The following is an 18,232-nucleotide window of genomic DNA, read 5'->3' as shown; positions in this document are numbered from 1 at the left end:
GTGATGGAAAAATACGAACATCTTGCAGAGCATGTACTTGAAATCATGCAATTAAGCGATAGTGAAAGGATTGAGACATTATTTACTGATCGTTGGATTGGCTATAAAAAAGCCATGACCATTATGAATACATTGACCGATATTTTAAATCGTCCTAGAAAGCTTAGACCTGAGTGCCTACTGATCGTTGGTGATTCCAATATGGGCAAAACGACCATCATTCATGAGTTTGCCAAACAGTATTATACAAAAACCGTAAGTGATGCCGACATGAATTTATTGTCCGTGACCAAGCCTGTTTTGCCGATACTTGCCCCTGCAAAAGCCAATGTTAAAGAACTCTATATCAATATTCTGAATCATTTTTTTGTTCCTTTTCGAGCAAGTGATTCTGAAGCCAAGTTGCGAAATCAAGCCGTACATTTGATGCGTAAGTATGAGACTAAAATTTTGATTATTGATGAGATTCATAATTGTTTGACAGGTTCAGCTAAATTGCTTCCTGAAGTTATGAATACCCTCAAGAATCTCAGCAATGAATTGAGTCTGAATATCGTGGGTGTTGGCACTCGTGAAGCAATAACCATACTGCATACTGATCCACAATATGCTAGTCGTTTTGATGTGGTGAATTTACCCAAATGGGAACTTAACCAAGATTTTTTAAGATTATTAATTAGCTACGTTCGACTATTGCCGTTAAAAAAACAGTCTAATCTTGCATCCAAAGAGATTGCTACGTTGATTTTTGAAGTATCAGGGGGAAATCTAGGTGATTTAAATCGATTACTGGTGGAATGTGCTAAAGAAGCCATTTTAAAAGGTGAAGAAGAAATTACCTATGACATCGTGCACAAGTTTAAATGGCTTAAACCCACTGAGGGATTAAGAAATATTAGAAATATCAATCTCAGTCTACTTTAGCTTTAAATTGTTTTTTGGGGGCTGAAGATGAGTCAATCTGAACTATGTTGGTATATCAGAACTCCCATTCAACAAGGGGAAATATTTTCATCGTGGTTGATTCGATCCGCCTTAGATGTAGGTTGCTCACCTATGGTTCTCGTTGAGGCTTTATGGGGGAAATGGAGAGCTTTAACGATTGATTTAGACAAGGGTGTAAATGCAGAAAATTTTGATGCCCTGTTATCTCATACTATTCTTGAGACAAGACAGAATATACAGCAATCAATGTTGAGTAGCTTTGTTGCTGAGATACACTCAAATTATGATCCAAAACAAAATGTCCCTTGGGTTTTGTCCTTGGGCACACGAAATCGTTCAAATACATCAGGTCGGCAAGTTTGTGTTGAATGCTTTAAAAGTCGTGAAAATCCCCCTTATTTGCGTTTAATGTGGCGTATGGGGTGGCATTGTCATTGTAATCGACATCAAATGGGTTTAATTGACCATTGCCCTGAATGTGGTGTGACAATCCAACCATTTAAAGCGGATTTAGTACATGGTTGTTTGGCGATCTGTACCACATGTGGTTTTGATTTAAGGCATTGTAAGGAAAGCCAAAACATCAATTTAAATGCTTTAAACTTCCAAAATAAAGCGGATCAGGTTTTAAAACAAAAAATTGGTTTTTATAATCAATCAATTATTACCTCTCAAGAATGGTTTGAAATTGCTCGCGCATGGCTAAGTGAGATCAGGTTTTTGGTCAATACGCCCAATAAAAATGTAATCCAATTGTTTGAAAGTTTTGACGTAAATTTGCATCTTTCACATCCAGTTACCCCATTAGCATTTGAATATCTGAATACTCAGGAGCGAATAGTTTTGCTTTCAATATTAGATCAGATTATGGATATTCCATGTGACTTATTGGTACAGCGATCAAAGGAATATGAAGTAAGTCGTGCAAACTTTTGGGACAAGCGTAAGAAGTTGCCTGTTCAGCTTCAACAGATGAAAGATTTAATGATTAAGCCCACAAGACGTTATCCTATCTCTCGTGCAGCAATAACTCTTACCAAGCCAAAATCCAAAGCAAGTGTACAACGTCAATGGTTAAATTTATTAAGAAGAAGCAATATTAGTGGAGCTAGGCATATTGACTGAAAATGTTATTGAACATGACTGTCATGGATGCAACCAGTCAGTTTCTTTCATAAAAAAACGATATAAAGGCAAGAAATATTGTTCGACTTGTTATGCTCGTATCTTTAAAAGACGCAGATGTTCAGGCTGTGGTGACTTTGCTCGGCTCCCTAGGAATGATGAACAAGATATTTGTAATGAATGTATTAAGAAACAACCCTGTATTCGATGTAATCAGAGTAATAAACCGATTGGTAAGCTGACTGAGTATGGCGTGGTCTGTAATAGTTGTTCCGTGTATTTTAGACCTATTGAGCCTTGTGAGCGATGCGGTATACCATCACAAAAATTGACTAGAATTTCACGATTTAATGACGATCTACGGGTATGTCCTAAATGTTCGACAAGAGATTACGAAACATGTCCATCGTGTCAGAAACATCGGTTATTGGAGTCTGATGCATCAGGAAAAAGGACGTGCAAAAAATGTAGAGACAAGCCTCAGAAATCCTGTAAAGCATGTCAATGTATAATTGCAGCAGGTTGTGCTGATCTCTGTGATGATTGTTATTGGCATAAAAATTTATGGAATAAATTTGATCAAAATCAGAAAGCATTTGAGTCTAGTTACTTAAAACAGCAATATGAGAATTATATAGATTGGCTAGAAAAGAAAGTTGGATCAAATAAGGCTGCGTTATATATAAATAAACATACTCATTTTTTTCTAAAAACAGAAATGCATTGGAATCAATCTGTACCTACACCAATACAGTTGTTATCAGTATTACGAAGCAGTGGGCTTAGGAAATTTGAATTGGTGATGCAATGGCTTGAAGAAGTGCATGACATTCGAATAGAGATGGATAACAAAAAAAGTTGTTCAGAACGAGATCAGATGGAAAAGCTTGTACAAAGTATTTTGCAACCATCTTTGGCGTATGATGTTGTACTGGAGTACAAGAATAAATTAGAAGAAAAAATCAAAAGAGGTGATACTTCACTACGTTCAGCTCGGTTGGCTGTAAAGCCTGCGGTGGCGTTGATGCTGTCAATGGGGCAAGAAAGTACCCAATTACCAAATTTGGAGCATGTCAAAGCGTATTTGGCTGACTATTCAGGTCAAGCTGCTGCTCTCACTGGATTCGTTAACTTTTTAAATGAGAATTATGGTACTTCCATTGATTATTTAAAGTTAAAAAAATCTAATTTTTTAAAGGCTAAACGGAAACAAAAGCTAGAAAACAAGATTGTTGCCTTAACTCAGACTGATTTAAGTAGTAACAAAGCCATCATCATTTGGGTCAGAAATGGTCTTAGATATTTCCATCAGCTTCCTTACATTGATGCTTTAAAGATTAAAATAGGGATGATTTCTGAGACAGATGATGGTTTTACTGTAGTATTTAATAGGCAGTCTTATTGGTTGCCCAAAAGAATGCCTAAGTGATTATAAAGCCTTAGAGTCTGTAAATTATTTATAAATCTCATTAATTAGGGGAGTTATAATCATGAAAATACATATTAGCTATTATCTCATCCATACCTCTATGTAATTCACTATGAAATCTATTTATTAGAAAAGGAGAAACTGCATCAATTTCTAGTTGACCATCATTAATATAAATTTGAGTTATTCCTAAATTAGAGAATATAGTTTTATCAAGTGGAACTTTTGCTTTAGGGTTGTGTAAAATCATCAAGCCATCAACTAAAAGTTCAGGGTTATTTTCATTTACAATTACGGGTTTAAAGTATGGATATACATCATCAAAATAGAGATTTACATTTGCACTAATTTCTGAGCCTTGCAATCCCCTAGACTTTGCCAAATTAGCCAATTTTCCTAATGTAACTTTACTCGAAAACATAATTGCAGAAATATCCGAATAATTTTCATCATTAAAAATATTTAAAGCAATCTCTGATTCAGTATTTGGCTTAACAATATTCTGTTTTTTAAAAAAAGAAGTACCATCTACATTCATATATAAGCCATATAGTAAAGCGAAGATAGAATAGTGGGATTCTAGTCCATAGTTAACTTGGGAATACGAAGAAACACCAACTATATAAGGGACATTAGTATCAACCCAATCTAACTTTGAATATTTTTCATACTTTTTTAATTTTTCATTGATTGAGTTTGAAGCCCTTACGATACCTTCATTAATTATTGAATGATAATCTTCTAATTTCCATAAAGGTTTTATTACTTCCATCATATCATTGATCGATCTTACGTCTTCTTCACGACCACCTTTTTTAATTTGAGAAACTACAGCTTCAATATACATTTTGTGAGAACCATCAGGATTCTGAACAATAAAATCAGGACGGTTCTTACTAAAATCTATTTTTTCACCCATTTCTTTTAAAACTTGATGTATATAAAATTCCCAAAACATTGAGTGAAAAGTTGTTTGAAACTCATATAAGACTTTACCATCACGATCTATGAAGCCATCTGCCCACTCTTGCAAAATTTGACGTTGACCAATAGCAAAGAGATGATTATTTAAAAGCTTATATTTATTATGAAATTTTTTACTATCTTCATATGTATCAGAAAATAAATGCATAAACACTCTCAATATGAATAAGGGAATTTTATAAATTTTAAATTAAAATTTAGTTTGGTTAAAATGAAGAAATGAGTGTCAAACTCTTTTACTTAGTGTGAAATTAGGAAATTACTTAGTTATTTACATACATATACATTAGTGACTACTCTTTGGATTAATTAAAAAACTCATAGTAAATTCCACCATTTTGACTATCTTTAATAATCAGAATATTTGGATTATAAACTATGAATAATTTTAAAAATGATAATGAAATTAGTTAATTATGCGTATCAAGATATTGCTGCATTCTATCAGCCGATTCTTCTTCTTGATAATCCTTTCTTTTTTTGTGCAACCAATTTGGTATCGGTCTTGCTGATTTTCTATGGTTATAGATAGCTGTTTGTAACTGGCGACATTGGGACATGAAATCACCTATAGGTAAAGTATTTGAAATTATAGAATCTATTAAGTCGTCATTAATTTCTCTTAGACGATCCATCTCTTTGATTGTTTCACAATGCTCGGTAATAATTTTGTAGAAAAACAAGAAGATCGGTAGTAGTAGGGAGACAACATTTGTTAAAAAATTCCTAAAGGTAAAGTCATTAAATATACCTAAAAAGAACATTACTAGAATAATAAAAGTTAATATTATTGCTGATACAGTAATAATATCTTTTCTTAATGAGCTATCCCAATGTAAGTTTTGTTGTTGACAAAATGCTATAGCTTCAGGATATTTGAAGGTTGCAGCCTTAATGGTATACCAGTCCTTAAAACCATTATAATTAGGATATCTTTTATAAAATTTCTTACTTTTTTTAAATGTTAATCCAGAATCTGGTTTGTTTCCAATATTGATACTATCCCATGGTAACTGAAAAACACATGTATCGAATAATTCTTGTATTTTTGCTGCGTCTTCTTTCATCTTTTTTAGGAGGTTACTAAGTAGTTCAACAAATATAGCTGCCCCTATGCCAATAAATGCAGAAAGATAACCGATATCTCTCTTTTCAAAATTTAATAAATTGGAAAAGAAATCACTATTCAACGCAAATGTAAAAAATGAAACGATAATTGGAATAATAACCCCAACTATAACAATAATTATCATCCAAAACTTTACATCAGAATACATTTGTCTTTGAGCTTGTAATCTCTTGATATTTTCTGGTTCATTCTGACGTTGAGCAATGTTAGTCATATTTATGCGCCTGTGTAATCAGGAAAGTTGTCACCAAAAATTTCTCGCCATTTCTTAATAGATTCTTTCGGTTTTGTATCTGATTCATATTGTCTAGCCAGTCTAGCTTTTTCTAGTGTAACACTGAGTCTAGTATACATAGATTGCTGATGTTCAAAATTTAAGTCATTGATATTATATGTGATATCTTTTGGGTCACTGACAGTCGAATATATATTATCTATTAAATATTCAAGAACTTTTATGAATTCCATATCCACATATTTTGAGACTTGACTACTTCTTGAGTAGTGAATTTCATTTTGATAGTAATCGCTAATCATTGTCTCAAGTAAATATGATGGCAATCTAGTTTGATAGGGACGCTGGTTCCAGTACTTAAAAGCCCGAATAACATTTAAGACGTAGCCATTACATGATTGGTTGATTGAGCTTAATCTTGCTCGATCTTTTCTAGGGTCTGTTTTCTTCCAATCACCATTTCCATTTGGAATTAAATAATAAGATCTACCATCACTTTCTGATGTTGTCATAAAGCATGGCAAAAGATCAAAATTCCATTCATATGAAATGAGTTTTAAAGTCGCAGCTTCACCTGTACGTTTAATTTCAGCCTTACTATATTGATCTATTTCACCAAGATTTTTAACAAATTTGTTTACCACTCTAGTAGAACTTAGAGTACTTTCCTTTCCGTAAGTTGTATGCCTAAAAGCATTGAGACGACCATTATAATGATCAGGAAAATAAATTTTGACATCGTTAACGTTCGTTTCGATATAAGTGCAGCCATCAGCTTTGATGCCAATCATCATATCAATATCATCAAGAGGTCTTGTTTTTGTTTTACGTTCAAATGAACCATAATTTAGGTTATATTCATTATGCAAGGTTGGGAAAGACATGTCATTCTCTGGAAATGAGGCAATCCTGTCTAGAAGCCAGTTTCTACTATTTCGGGCTGAAGCAACTCTGGATTGATCTAGATTTACAGTTTCTTTCATAAAATCATCAAATGCTTTGATTACACCTGTAGCCATATTTTCCTCTTGAAATAAATTGATCAATAATAAAATGTTAATTTTTTATTAGATTAAAATTGGCTAATATGAAGAAATATAAGAAATTAACCCATAATCTATTTATAATTCAAACATATTTCCTTCAGTTAAGCTATTGGATTAAAGGCTATTTTGATCTACTTGCTTAAATTTAAAAATAAGCTTCCAAATTTATTAGCCCACTCATCGGGCGTAGCACATGAGTGTGTAATAGGTATAATTTTTTTAGTAAATCTGCTACATTCCTGACACCATCTCTTAACACCTTTTGTTTTTTCAAGGGCTATACATATTTTTTTTATTTGATCACTAGTTAGCTTATAATTTGTAAGAATAAGAAAAGCACAGAAAGCTTCATGATTTCTATTTTTGTGGATATCAATTAAATAGCAATGACCATTTTGGTTTTCTAATTCAAGTTTTAAAAATAAAATTTTTCTTCCTAATTTTGCATCAACCCAAGATGGGTGTTCAGGAGCAGGAATAAGAGGTTTGATTTGAAGTAAATTGAATCCAGCTACATTATCGCCAGATTCATTAACTGAGGATACCTGTTTTAATGGTGAGTCTTTTTTTAAGACTAGGCTCTGAAGTGATTGAATAATATATTCAATATCAAAGCGTTCATCTCTTACAGGTGGTTTATCGACTGTTTCAGATTTTTTAACATCGGATTTTTCATTACCATAAGGTTGATCTGAAGAAGTTTCAACATCCTCAGACTTATCTGTATAGGATTGAATATTGGTATCAACTTTTACTGGATCACTTTTAGGTTCATTAAATGAGTATTTTAGTATTCCATGAGTATTTCCTGCCTGAACATCCGATCTTTTTCGGTACTCACCATTAACTCTTGAGGGTGGCTGTTGAGTATTGATGTGTTCATTCTTATTTTTGCTTCTTTCGCGTGGTATGGGTTTATGATCAGTATCTTTCGGTACAGTATCCACATGGTCTTGATTTACATCAATTACATGATCGTCGATAGGATCAACTCTTTTGAATCGAGTGATGAAGAATCGTTCTTTTTTATCATCTAACCAAATGCCTTCCGCTTCAACTGAAAGCTTTGTTGGATGTGGAGGAAGTACAATGGGATACCTTGCATTATTGTTGTTTTGCAAAGACAAAGCGTTGAAATCAGATATTTCCATACTACATTGAATTTTATCAATAATATTTTGTACATGTTCATTCAATGCAAGATTTGCAAGAAAGATAATGGCTGTATCGCCCAAGTCTCCATATGGTTTTCTTATCTTAATTTTATACTCAGTTTGGTCATCAATAGTTTCTGTTGTATAGAACTCAAGATAACGATTAACAATGGTTTGGATTGGTGTGAATAATAGTGATCCTCTAATATCTTTGCGATTGACAAATAGGCTATGCAATATATGAACTGCGGAAGTGATTACTTGTATATTGTCATTAGACAACATTAGGCAATAATTTACTTTATGATATGGCTCAGGATTAAATTTGTTAAAAGGGTAGCCTTGAATAACATAATCATTTCTTTGAGGCAGCATAATTTTTTTAAGAGGAATATAATATTCAGATGTGTTTGGAATCTTATCAATAGATCTAATATTTTTTGGCTTATGATTTGTAAAATCAAATATAAATTGTCGAGAGGATAGCTTTCCTAAGAAATTATAGACTTCATCTGTTAATACTTTACCTCTCCAAATACTACATTGTTGGACAGCATCAATGTCTAGAAATGGTACGAAAAAAGTAGAGCATTTCTTCAAATCAAGCCATTGGTCACTCTTACCAATTTCTATTAATAAAACTTCTATTAAAGGATTTGTAACGTCACTACCTTCATTCCGATAAAATCCACCATATCTATACGCTACTCTGCGTATATTATCGTTTGGAAAACAATCAATAGTTATCACTTTTTCATTGTTTGTAGTAGACATGTCTCTTATTAGATTTAATGAAATTAGTGTATAAATAATATAGTTTTTTTAATCACTCTAGTTTATTTGTGTAAACTCTGATTTATTTATGGAACTGACAACCGCCACCGACAAGAGCGATTGCAGACGCGGTATGGTGTGGGGCGCGAAATGGGCGCTGTCCAAAATGGTGTTTGGTCTTGGCAATTGAATAAATACTGGCAACTTCAAGATTTTCTTGTGGATTTAAGGCTGGCAAAATACTCGGTAAGCGTGACGCTAACAGGGTTTTACCTGTACCCGGTGGGCCTTTAAATAAAAGCGAATGTCCACCTGCTGCTGAAATTTCTAAAGCGCGTCGTGGGCGTAATTGCCCTTTGACATCTGCCAAATCAAATTTGTAGGTATTGTCTTGCGGTATTTTTTGCCGAGCAGTTGCATCAATTTTTTGTAGATTTAAGAAATGCTCACAGACTTGTTTTAAGTGCTGTGCAGCAAATACCTGAAATTCAGGCAATTGCGCTGCTTCAGCAGCATTTTCCTGCGGCAACATCAATTGATGCTTGGCCATTTGACATGCCATTGCAATGGTTAAGGTCCCTGTAATTGGTCTTAAGTGTCCATCCAGTGCTAATTCACCAATAAACTCAAAATGATCTGTGACATTTTCAGGAAGTTGCCCTGTGGCAATCAAGATACCGAGTGCAATGGGCAGATCTAAACGAGAGCCATCTTTGGGAAGATCCGCAGGTGCGAGATTGATGGTTAAGCGCTTGGTAGGGAATTGATAACCACTATTAATAATGGCAGATCGAACACGATCCTTACTTTCACGAACTGCTGCTTCAGCTAAGCCAACAATTGTTAAAGAAGGCAGCCCTGCACTAACATGGACCTCAACTTCAATTAAAGGTGCATGCAGCCCGAGCAAACCTCGGGTATAAATTTTGGCTAAAGACATTGTTGTTTTCCACTTTTGCTTTATTTTTAATCATTATTATATTTTTTGCACCAATAATGTGCAAATTTAGTTCATTTTTTATCCTGAATCAACACCTCAAGTGCTTTGACCTGTTCTTGTAAATCGGTCAAGCGTAAATTGGCATTATTTAGTGCAGTTTTTTGACGTTCAATTTCGTCTTTTGAAACGATATCCATTTTAGAAATGGCTTCATTCAGCAAGGCACGTAAATTATGTTCTATATCTTTTTTAGGCTGATCAACCTGTTCCAAAATTGCTTGTAATAATGTTTCAATCATGAGGAATCCAAATGAGTAATGTTCTTTGCCTAGTGTAACATCGCGTATTGATTTTATTTAAGTAATTTTTTATCCGATGCGTAAAGCATGATGTCTCCTATAATTTAGCAATGAAATCTAAAAAAACACGCAATATTATGTGTTTTTTAAAGTTGCAACTTCACCTAAGTATATACAATAGGTTATAAAGGCAATGCATGTTGATTGAATTAATCACCCCAACCATTAATAAGATTGGCATGAAAATTGAACATAAAACCTTACTGGTGAAATAAGCCGAAGGAAAACAATATGAAGCTCGTAACTGCAATTGTAAAACCGTTTAAATTAGATGACGTGCGTGAAGCACTGTCTGATATAGGCGTTCAAGGGATTACCGTAACTGAAGTTAAAGGTTTTGGTCGTCAAAAGGGGCATACTGAACTTTATCGTGGCGCTGAGTATGTTGTTGATTTTCTGCCTAAAGTGAAAATCGAAATCGCAATCAGTGATGACATGGTAGATTCAGTGATTGAATCTATTACACGCGTTGCTAGCACTGGCAAAATTGGTGATGGAAAAATTTTCGTGACTAATTTAGAGCAAGTAATTCGTATTCGTACAGGTGAAACAGGTCCAGACGCTGTTTAATTTGGCACGAAGATTGCTGGTTATGTATATCAATACATAACTCACAAAATTAGGTTGGGGGATACGAATGAAAAAAATGCTATTAGCGCTCAGCCTGTCTGGCGCACTTCTTGGCGGATCAGTTGCGTGGGCAGAAGAAAACGTAGCTGAGCCTGCATCTACAGCTGTTGCAACGGCAAGTGATGTGACTGCAACAGTCGCCGATACATCGGCAACCGTTGCGCCTGAAACGGTGACTGCCACAGCTGCGCCAGCAGAGGCAGAAAAACCAACTTTAAATACAGGTGATACAGCGTGGATTCTTGTATCTACAGCACTTGTATTGCTAATGACAATTCCCGGTTTAGCATTGTTCTACGGCGGTATGGTTCGTAAGAAAAATGTGCTTGCCACCATGGCGCAAAGCTTTACTGCCGCAGCAGTGGTCAGCATCGTATGGGTGGTCATTGGTTATTCACTTGCATTTGGTTCTGGTAACGCTTTTATTGGTGGTTTCGATAAAATCATGTTATCTGGAATTACAACAGATGCGCTGAGTGGCACAATTCCAGAAATTCTTTTCGTTATTTTCCAAATGACTTTTGCGATTATTACCGTTGCCATTATCAGTGGTTCTGTGGCTGATCGTATGAAATTTAGTGCTTGGATCACATTTATTACGATTTGGGTCATTATTGTTTATGCACCGATTGCACACTGGGTATGGGGTGGTGGCTGGTTAATGAATGATGGCGCACTAGATTTTGCTGGTGGTACTGTTGTTCATATTAACTCGGGTGTTGCCGGTCTAGTTGCTGCGTATTTACTGGGTAAACGTATGGGCTTAGGCAAAGAATCTATGGCACCACATAACTTAACTTTAACTGTATTGGGTGCAAGCTTGGTATGGGTCGGTTGGTTTGGTTTCAATGGTGGTTCTGCTTTAGGTGCCAATGGTTCAGCAGCGTATGCTTTGGTCACAACTCAAATCGCAGCCGCAGCGGCAGCAATTGCTTGGTTAGTGGTTGAAAAAATTGTTCGTGGTAAAGGTTCAGTATTGGGTGCAGCATCGGGTGCAGTTGCTGGTCTGGTTGTGATTACGCCAGCAGCAGGTTTTGTGACGGTAAGTGGTGCGTTGATCATGGGCTTAATCGGCGGTGTGGTGTGCTTCTGGGGAATCTCTGGTCTTAAACGTATCCTTAAAGCAGATGACTCATTGGATGCATTTGGTTTACATGGTGTAGGTGGTATTGTTGGTGCGATTTTAACAGCAGTATTTGCCAGTTCATTCATTATGGGCGACAAAGCACCGACAGATGTCATGCATCAATTATGGGTACAAGTTGAAGGTGTGTTAGCAACAATCGCATACTCAGCAGTTGTGACCTTTATCCTACTTAAAATTATCGATGTGGTGATTGGGATCCGTGTTGAATCTGATGATGAACGTATGGGTCTTGATTTAAGCCAACATGGCGAACGTATCGAATAAGCAATCTAATTAGAATAATAACTATATATAGTATAAAACAGTCCGTAAGGGCTGTTTTTTTTCCATATCTTGCGAAAGGCTCAACAAAATCTGGTTTTTTTGCTACACTAGCTGAAATCATGAATTTTGTTCAATAAAACCACTATGCATTGTCCATTTTGCAACGCTGCAGATAGTAAAGTAATCGACTCTCGTTTGGCCGCTGAAGGTAGCCAGATTCGTCGACGTCGTGAATGTATCAGTTGTGGCGAACGTTTTACGACATTTGAGAGTTATGAAGTGGTCATGCCACGCGTGACCAAGTCAGATGGTAAAAATGAACCGTTTGACGAAGCAAAATTACGACGCTCTTTAATGCACGCCTTACAAAAAAGACCCGTGACTCAAGAACAGATTGAAACCGTCATTAGTGATATTCAATTGCAAATTCGCCGCCTCGGTGAACGTGATGTACGTTCACGCACCATTGGTGAAATTGTCATGAAATCTTTGTTTGCATTGGATCATGTGGCTTATGTGCGTTTTGCGTCGGTGTATCAGGATTTCCAAGATATTGATGCGTTTCGTCATCAAATTGAACAAATGCAAGATCGTGGGCAAGACCACTAATTTATTTTTGAACGTTATTGATTAGGAATTTTATGTCTGAGTTTGATTCAAATTCTAAACCCGAAGATTATGTCAACATAGATCAGGTTTGGATGCAGAAAGCAATTGAGCTCGCGAAGCTTGGACAATATTCCACACGACCAAACCCGAACGTCGGTTGTGTCATTGTAAAAGATGGGCAATGGGTGGGAGAGGGTTTTCATCCTAGAGCTGGTCAACCTCACGCCGAAGTTTTTGCCATGCGTCAAGCAGGCGAGTCTGCGAAAGGTGCAACCGCTTATGTCACTTTGGAACCTTGTGCGCATTATGGTCGTACACCACCTTGTGCCAAAGGCTTGGTTGAAGCAGGTGTCAGCAAAGTTGTCGTTGCATGCGCTGATCCAAATCCTTTGGTGGCGGGAAAAGGCGTGGATATTTTACGTCAGGCAGGGATTGAGGTTGAAACTGGGGTTTGTGAGCAACAAGCGGCACAACTCAATCAAGGCTTTTTAAAAGCAATGGCAACGGGTGTGCCTTATGTACGGTTAAAGGTGGCGTCAAGTTTAGATGGCCGTACGGCAATGGCGTCTGGTGAGTCTAAATGGATCACTGGGGCTGAATCACGTCAAGATGTTCAGCATTGGCGGGCCATTTCAGGTGCAGTAATTACCGGGATCGATACCATTTTGGCAGATGACCCTCAATTAAATGTGCGTTCATTGGGCGATATTGATATTGCAACGATTGTCCAGCCTAAGCGGGTGATTTTAGACCGACAAGGGCGTTTGCCGCTCAATGCTCAAATTTTTAGCGCACCTGAAACAGTGATGGTTATGGGACCATTTCGTCAAGAACTTGCCAAGCTGGGCGTGGTACAATTAGAAGTTCAATCTTTAAAAGATTTGCTTACGACTTTAAAAGATTTCCAAATTTACGATGTGTTGGTTGAAGCAGGTGCGACATTATCCACTGCATTTTTGCAGGAAAAACTGGTGGATGAATTAATCAGTTATGTTGCGCCAACCTTTTTAGGACAATCAGCACGTGCCATGTTCAATGCCGAATTTGAAACGATGGCACAACAATTACGTTTTAAGTTACAAGATGTTCATCAGTTTGGTGATGACATTCGCTTAAGACTTATCCCTTCACAAGAGTCAGTATGAATCCAGAGTCAACATCATCGGTTTACCATAAACGTCGTCATGCTGCGCGTACAACAGATGAATATCTTTTTCATCAGTTGGTTCCCTATCTGGGAAACAAACGTCGTTTGTTGCATCTGATTCTTGAAGCGCTTGAAATCACAGGTACTTTGAATCCTAAGGGTAAACGCGCCCCGATTTTTGCCGATTTTTTTGCAGGCAGTGGGGTGGTTTCACGTTTAGCACGTCAAAATGGCTATCGGGTGATTGCCAATGACTGGGAACCGTATAGCCATGCATTAAATCATGCCATTTTGGCATGCACAGATGCACCTGCATTTAAAGAATTGGGTGGGTATCAAAAAGCCATCGATTATTTAAACCGCTTGCCTGAAGTGAAAGGATGGGTTACGCATAACCTTTGTCCGCGGAATGATGAAATTTATGACCCTGCACGAGACCGTTTGTTTTTTAAACGCCGTAATGGGATGCGTATAGATGCAATTCGCCAGCAAATTGCCACTTGGCAAGCACAGGGTGCAATTGACGATGTAGAAATGAGTGCCTTATTAGCACCTTTGCTCTATTCAGCAAGTTTTGTCAGTAATACCAGTGGTGTATTTAAAAGCTTCCATCATGGTTGGGGTGGTAAGACTCAAACTGCGTTGGAACGGATTGAGTCGTTATTGTGGCTTACCCCCAGCCGCTTTAGTGAAGTTGGGCAGAATAAACAGAAAACCCCAATGGCAGAAGTGTGGTGTGTTGATGCACAACACTTGGCAAATCAAATGAGTGGTTTTGAAGTCGATGTGGCCTATTTAGATCCACCGTATAACCAACATGCTTATAGTAGTAATTATCATGTACTTAACTCGCTAACACTGTGGGATCAAGTTGATTTACCGACACCGGATACCAAAGGTTTTAAAAGCGGGATTGACCGTGCATGGCGTAAAGAACGTCCTAGTCCTTATAATTCTTCTAAGCATGCACAAGAAGCTTATGAGAATTTGTTGGAAACCATTAATGCGCGCTATATTCTCACCAGTTACTCAACCGATGGAAATATTGAGGCCAAAGACTTATTGGCGGCCAATCTGAAGCGTGGCAAAGTCACCTTATTGACTCAGGATGTGCCTCGTTATCGTGTCAGTAAACAGCGCCAGTCTGAACGCGCACGTGTGCTTGAGTTTATTGTGATCACCGATACCCATGCCAAGTCTGGACCACCATTGCGTCAGCTGTTGGGACAACTTTATCATTTTGCGGAATTGGGTGGTGTGGATACTTCAGGGGTAAGTACACAACTGGCCTTATGGTAACAACTCGCCTTTGCCATTAAAATATGGGGCGAGTGCAAAATAAACACGATTGAACTTCATCAGTTCCTCTCACTGCAGCAGTAGGTAGAATTATGTTCACAGGTATCATTGAAAGTTTGGGTAAAGTCGAAAGTTTACAAAATGTAGGCGGTGATGTGCGCTTACGTATTCAGACAGACTTGGATATGTCTGATGTACATTTGGGCGACTCTATTGCAACCAATGGCATCTGTTTAACTGTAATTGACTGGGGTGAAAACTGGTACGCTGCGGATGTATCCCGTGAAAGCTTAAATCGTTCGACTTTAGCAAGTTGGAAAGCGGGGCAAGCGGTCAATGTGGAAAAAGCAATGTTGCCGACAACACGCTTCGGTGGACATATCGTCAGTGGACATGTCGATGCTGTGGGTGAAATCACTGTAGTGCGTTCAGATGCGCGTTCGCTATATTTTGAAGTCACTGCACCTGTTGAAATTGCTAAATATTTGGCTGAAAAAGGTTCTGTGACTGTAGATGGAATTAGCCTCACCATCAATCATTTACGTGGAAATATCTTAAGTTTAAATTTAATTCCACACACTGCTGAACGGACCAATATTGCAACGTGGAAAGTGGGCTCTCAAGTCAATTTAGAAGTCGATGTATTGGCACGGTATATTGAAAGATTGTTGCTTGGTGATAAAGCTGCTGAGCCAAAAGCAGAGTCTAAACTCAGTATGGAATTTCTGGCAGCCAATGGTTTTTTAAAGTAAATAAAAACCGAACCCGATTAAAAAAGCCTAATTTATTTAGGCCTTTTTAATATATACATGATTAAATTAGGCTAATATATCGTGAATTCTTCTGTAAGAGAGTTGAGTATTGCTTGAATTTTTATTGCATTTAGAACAATTATTGCCCACTTTTTTAGAAAATTACGGGCTGTGGATTTATGCCATTTTGTTTCTAATCATTTTTGCAGAAACTGGCTCAGTCTTTATGTTTTTTCTCCCAGGCGATAGTTTATTGATCGCTGTTGGTGCTTTATGTTCTACCGCTGAATCTGTGCATTTGCACTATATGGGTGTGTTGCTGATTATTGCTTCAATTTTGGGGTATATGGTGAACTATTATACGGGGCGTGCGCTAGGTTTTAAGTTTTTCCACGCGCATTCACGTTGGTTTAAGCCTGAATATATTAAAAAGACCAACCATTATTTTGAAAAGCATGGTGGGAAAACCATTCTGGTTGCCCGTTTTGTGCCTTTTGTTCGTTCTTTTGCTCCTTTTGCAGCGGGTGCAGGGCATATGAAAATGCCAGTATTCATGTTGTATAACATTTTAGGCGGATGGATTTGGATTGCGCTGTTGCTTGGTGCTGGTTATGGCGCGGGCAATTTATTATCTTTGCTGCTCGATTTATTTTAATCAGATTCAAACCGTCGTAAACTGCCCCGATCAATAAGCCGAATGCTGATCCTCAACATTCGGCTTATTGATATTGAGAGTAGAATAAAACCACGAGTGGTTTCATTTAAAAAATCAGCGGTATTGCTCAAAATAATCTGCTACTATTTTTACGCACTGACACAAAAAAATATCCAGAAAGTGCAAACAGAAAAAGCTTTCAAATCGCCAAAGTGCTAACATTTTGCAAGTTTTAAAATCTTAATGCTGGTGAGCAAAAATGTTAATACAACGTGGTGGGTTAAAAGTTGTGGCTGGGCTTGGAATTTCAGGCGTTTCAGCCGTAAATTTTCTTCATGAAAATGGCTACCGTGTTGCAGTCACAGATTCTCGTGAAGTCCCACCAGGACATGAGCAAATTCCAGCAGCAGTTCAAACCAGCTTTGGTCAACTCGATCAAGATTTACTTTTACAAGCTGAAGAAATTGTCATTAGCCCAGGGTTAGATCCTCAGTTGCCAGCAATTCAAGCTGCGATTGCAAAAGGCATTCCCGTTATCAGTGAAATTCAAATTCTTCGCCGCGCTACAGATAAACCGATTGTGGCGATTACTGGCTCAAATGCAAAAAGTACCGTGACTACTTTGATTGGTTTAATGGCACAAGATGCAGGGGTTAAGGTTGCGGTAGGGGGTAACTTGGGGCGTCCAGCTTTGGATTTAACCCATGATGATCCAGACGTTTATATCCTTGAACTTTCCAGCTTTCAATTGGAAGCAACCTCAAGTTTAAATGCAGAAGTGGCTGTGGTCTTAAACATGAGTGAAGATCACTTGGACCGTCATGGGGATATGGCAGGTTACCATGCGGCAAAACATCGTATTTTCCAAGGTGTGAAAAAAGTCGTATATAACCGTGACGATTCATTGACGCGTCCATTGGTGCCAGATGTCACACCAATGCAAAGCTTTGGGCTCAATGCACCCGATTTAAAACAATACGGTATTCTAAGAGAAGATAACGGTACGATTTGGTTAGCGCGAGGTCGTGAGCGTTTACTTAAAAGTTCAGAGATGTATATCCAAGGAACACATAATGTTGCCAATGCTTTGGCATGTTTAGCTTTGGGTGAAGCGATTGGTTTACCAATGGACAAAATGCTTGAAACCTTAAAAACCTTTAAAGGTTTAGAGCACCGTTGCGAATTCGTTAAAGAAGTGAATGGCGTTCGTTATTATAATGATTCTAAAGGCACCAATATCGGTGCAACTTTAGCAGCATTGGACGGCTTAGGTGCTGCAATTGAAGCTCAAGGTGGTCAGGTTGCAATTATTTTGGGTGGTCAGGGCAAAGGGCAGGACTTTACTGCACTACGTGAGTCTCTGCAAAAATATGCCAAAGTTGCGGTACTGATGGGTGAAGATCGCTCAATCATTGAAAATGCCATTGCAGGGACAACAACGCTGCTACATGCAGCATCTTTGCAACAAGCTGTAGAACTTTGTCAACAACATACGCATGCGCAAGATGTAGTGCTATTATCACCTGCATGTGCAAGCTTTGATATGTTTACAGGCTATCCTGAGCGTGGTCATCGCTTTGTTGAATATGTAAATGCTTTAAACTAAAAA

General features: G+C 37.5%; 16 protein-coding genes and 1 pseudogene. 11 read left to right on the top strand and 6 right to left on the bottom strand.

The features are described 5' to 3' along the window. The first annotated feature begins 3 nt into the window (after positions 1 to 3). From ACZ5QH_RS21585 to ACZ5QH_RS21575, 3 genes are read left to right on the top strand one after another with little or no spacing between them, the layout of a single operon-like run. Complete coding sequence (locus ACZ5QH_RS21585; RefSeq protein ID WP_303576574.1) at positions 4 to 924, top strand: TniB family NTP-binding protein; 921 nt, start codon at positions 4 to 6, stop codon at positions 922 to 924. Positions 925 to 951: 27 nt separating this feature from the next. After that, positions 952 to 2,070, top strand: coding sequence for a TniQ family protein (locus tag ACZ5QH_RS21580; protein WP_303576575.1), 1,119 nt, complete (start codon positions 952 to 954; stop codon positions 2,068 to 2,070). Further along, entirely contained in the window at positions 2,063 to 3,499 is a 1,437-nt protein-coding gene (locus ACZ5QH_RS21575; protein ID WP_303576576.1) for a transposase, read from the top strand. The genes ACZ5QH_RS21580 and ACZ5QH_RS21575 overlap by 8 nt, the downstream gene beginning before the upstream one ends. Positions 3,500 to 3,539: 40 nt before the next feature. Here the strand turns inward: ACZ5QH_RS21575 and ACZ5QH_RS21570 are convergent, their stop codons facing one another. The 6 genes and pseudogenes from ACZ5QH_RS21570 to ACZ5QH_RS21545 form a co-directional block, all read right to left on the bottom strand. Further along, positions 3,540 to 4,631 (bottom strand): hypothetical protein, encoded by a 1,092-nt coding sequence (locus ACZ5QH_RS21570; protein WP_303576577.1) that lies wholly within the window; start codon positions 4,629 to 4,631, stop codon positions 3,540 to 3,542. 262 nt (positions 4,632 to 4,893) lie between these two features. Next, positions 4,894 to 5,826: an S-4TM family putative pore-forming effector gene (locus ACZ5QH_RS21565; protein WP_303576578.1), complete on the bottom strand. Its 933-nt coding sequence runs from the start codon at positions 5,824 to 5,826 to the stop codon at positions 4,894 to 4,896. Positions 5,827 to 5,828: 2 nt separating this feature from the next. Beyond that, on the bottom strand, positions 5,829 to 6,866 hold the full coding sequence (locus ACZ5QH_RS21560; protein WP_303576579.1) for a nucleotidyltransferase: 1,038 nt from the start codon (positions 6,864 to 6,866) through the stop codon (positions 5,829 to 5,831). A gap of 158 nt (positions 6,867 to 7,024) precedes the next feature. Continuing rightward, a complete protein-coding gene (locus ACZ5QH_RS21555; protein WP_303576580.1) occupies positions 7,025 to 8,821 on the bottom strand; it encodes a hypothetical protein in 1,797 nt (598 codons plus the stop codon). A 100-nt stretch (positions 8,822 to 8,921) separates the two neighbouring features. Further along, positions 8,922 to 9,761 (bottom strand): annotated as a pseudogene (locus ACZ5QH_RS21550) (YifB family Mg chelatase-like AAA ATPase); the annotation flags it as partial. Between the two features lie 71 nt (positions 9,762 to 9,832). Beyond that, a complete protein-coding gene (locus ACZ5QH_RS21545) occupies positions 9,833 to 10,060 on the bottom strand; it encodes an accessory factor UbiK family protein (RefSeq protein WP_004725282.1) in 228 nt (75 codons plus the stop codon). A gap of 291 nt (positions 10,061 to 10,351) precedes the next feature. Between ACZ5QH_RS21545 and glnK the strand changes: the two genes are divergently transcribed. From glnK to murD, 8 genes are all read left to right on the top strand, one after another. Continuing rightward, complete coding sequence (gene glnK, locus ACZ5QH_RS21540) at positions 10,352 to 10,690, top strand: P-II family nitrogen regulator (protein WP_004725283.1); 339 nt, start codon at positions 10,352 to 10,354, stop codon at positions 10,688 to 10,690. 67 nt (positions 10,691 to 10,757) lie between these two features. Further along, the gene (locus tag ACZ5QH_RS21535; protein ID WP_303576583.1) at positions 10,758 to 12,161 is read left to right on the top strand and encodes an ammonium transporter; all 1,404 of its coding nucleotides are present in this window, start codon (positions 10,758 to 10,760) and stop codon (positions 12,159 to 12,161) included. Positions 12,162 to 12,305: 144 nt separating this feature from the next. Beyond that, positions 12,306 to 12,770 carry a transcriptional regulator NrdR gene (gene nrdR, locus ACZ5QH_RS21530; RefSeq protein WP_004725286.1) on the top strand — a complete coding sequence of 155 codons (465 nt, stop codon included), beginning with the start codon at positions 12,306 to 12,308 and terminating at the stop codon, positions 12,768 to 12,770. A 32-nt stretch (positions 12,771 to 12,802) separates the two neighbouring features. Then, positions 12,803 to 13,915, top strand: a complete 1,113-nt coding sequence (ribD, locus tag ACZ5QH_RS21525) for a bifunctional diaminohydroxyphosphoribosylaminopyrimidine deaminase/5-amino-6-(5-phosphoribosylamino)uracil reductase RibD (protein WP_303576585.1) — start codon at positions 12,803 to 12,805, stop codon at positions 13,913 to 13,915. After that, positions 13,912 to 15,216, top strand: a complete 1,305-nt coding sequence (locus ACZ5QH_RS21520) for a DNA adenine methylase (RefSeq protein ID WP_004725289.1) — start codon at positions 13,912 to 13,914, stop codon at positions 15,214 to 15,216. The genes ribD and ACZ5QH_RS21520 overlap by 4 nt, the downstream gene beginning before the upstream one ends. Positions 15,217 to 15,308: 92 nt before the next feature. Then, positions 15,309 to 15,968, top strand: a complete 660-nt coding sequence (locus tag ACZ5QH_RS21515) for a riboflavin synthase (RefSeq protein WP_096735324.1) — start codon at positions 15,309 to 15,311, stop codon at positions 15,966 to 15,968. Between the two features lie 109 nt (positions 15,969 to 16,077). Beyond that, positions 16,078 to 16,623 carry a VTT domain-containing protein gene (locus ACZ5QH_RS21510; protein ID WP_303576586.1) on the top strand — a complete coding sequence of 182 codons (546 nt, stop codon included), beginning with the start codon at positions 16,078 to 16,080 and terminating at the stop codon, positions 16,621 to 16,623. Positions 16,624 to 16,882: 259 nt separating this feature from the next. Then, positions 16,883 to 18,229 (top strand): UDP-N-acetylmuramoyl-L-alanine--D-glutamate ligase, encoded by a 1,347-nt coding sequence (murD, locus tag ACZ5QH_RS21505; protein WP_034612643.1) that lies wholly within the window; start codon positions 16,883 to 16,885, stop codon positions 18,227 to 18,229. Positions 18,230 to 18,232: the final 3 nt, after the last annotated feature.

The sequence above is a fragment of the Acinetobacter sp. Ac8 genome (assembly GCF_055392545.1).
This window is presented reverse-complemented; position numbering and strand designations above follow the sequence as displayed.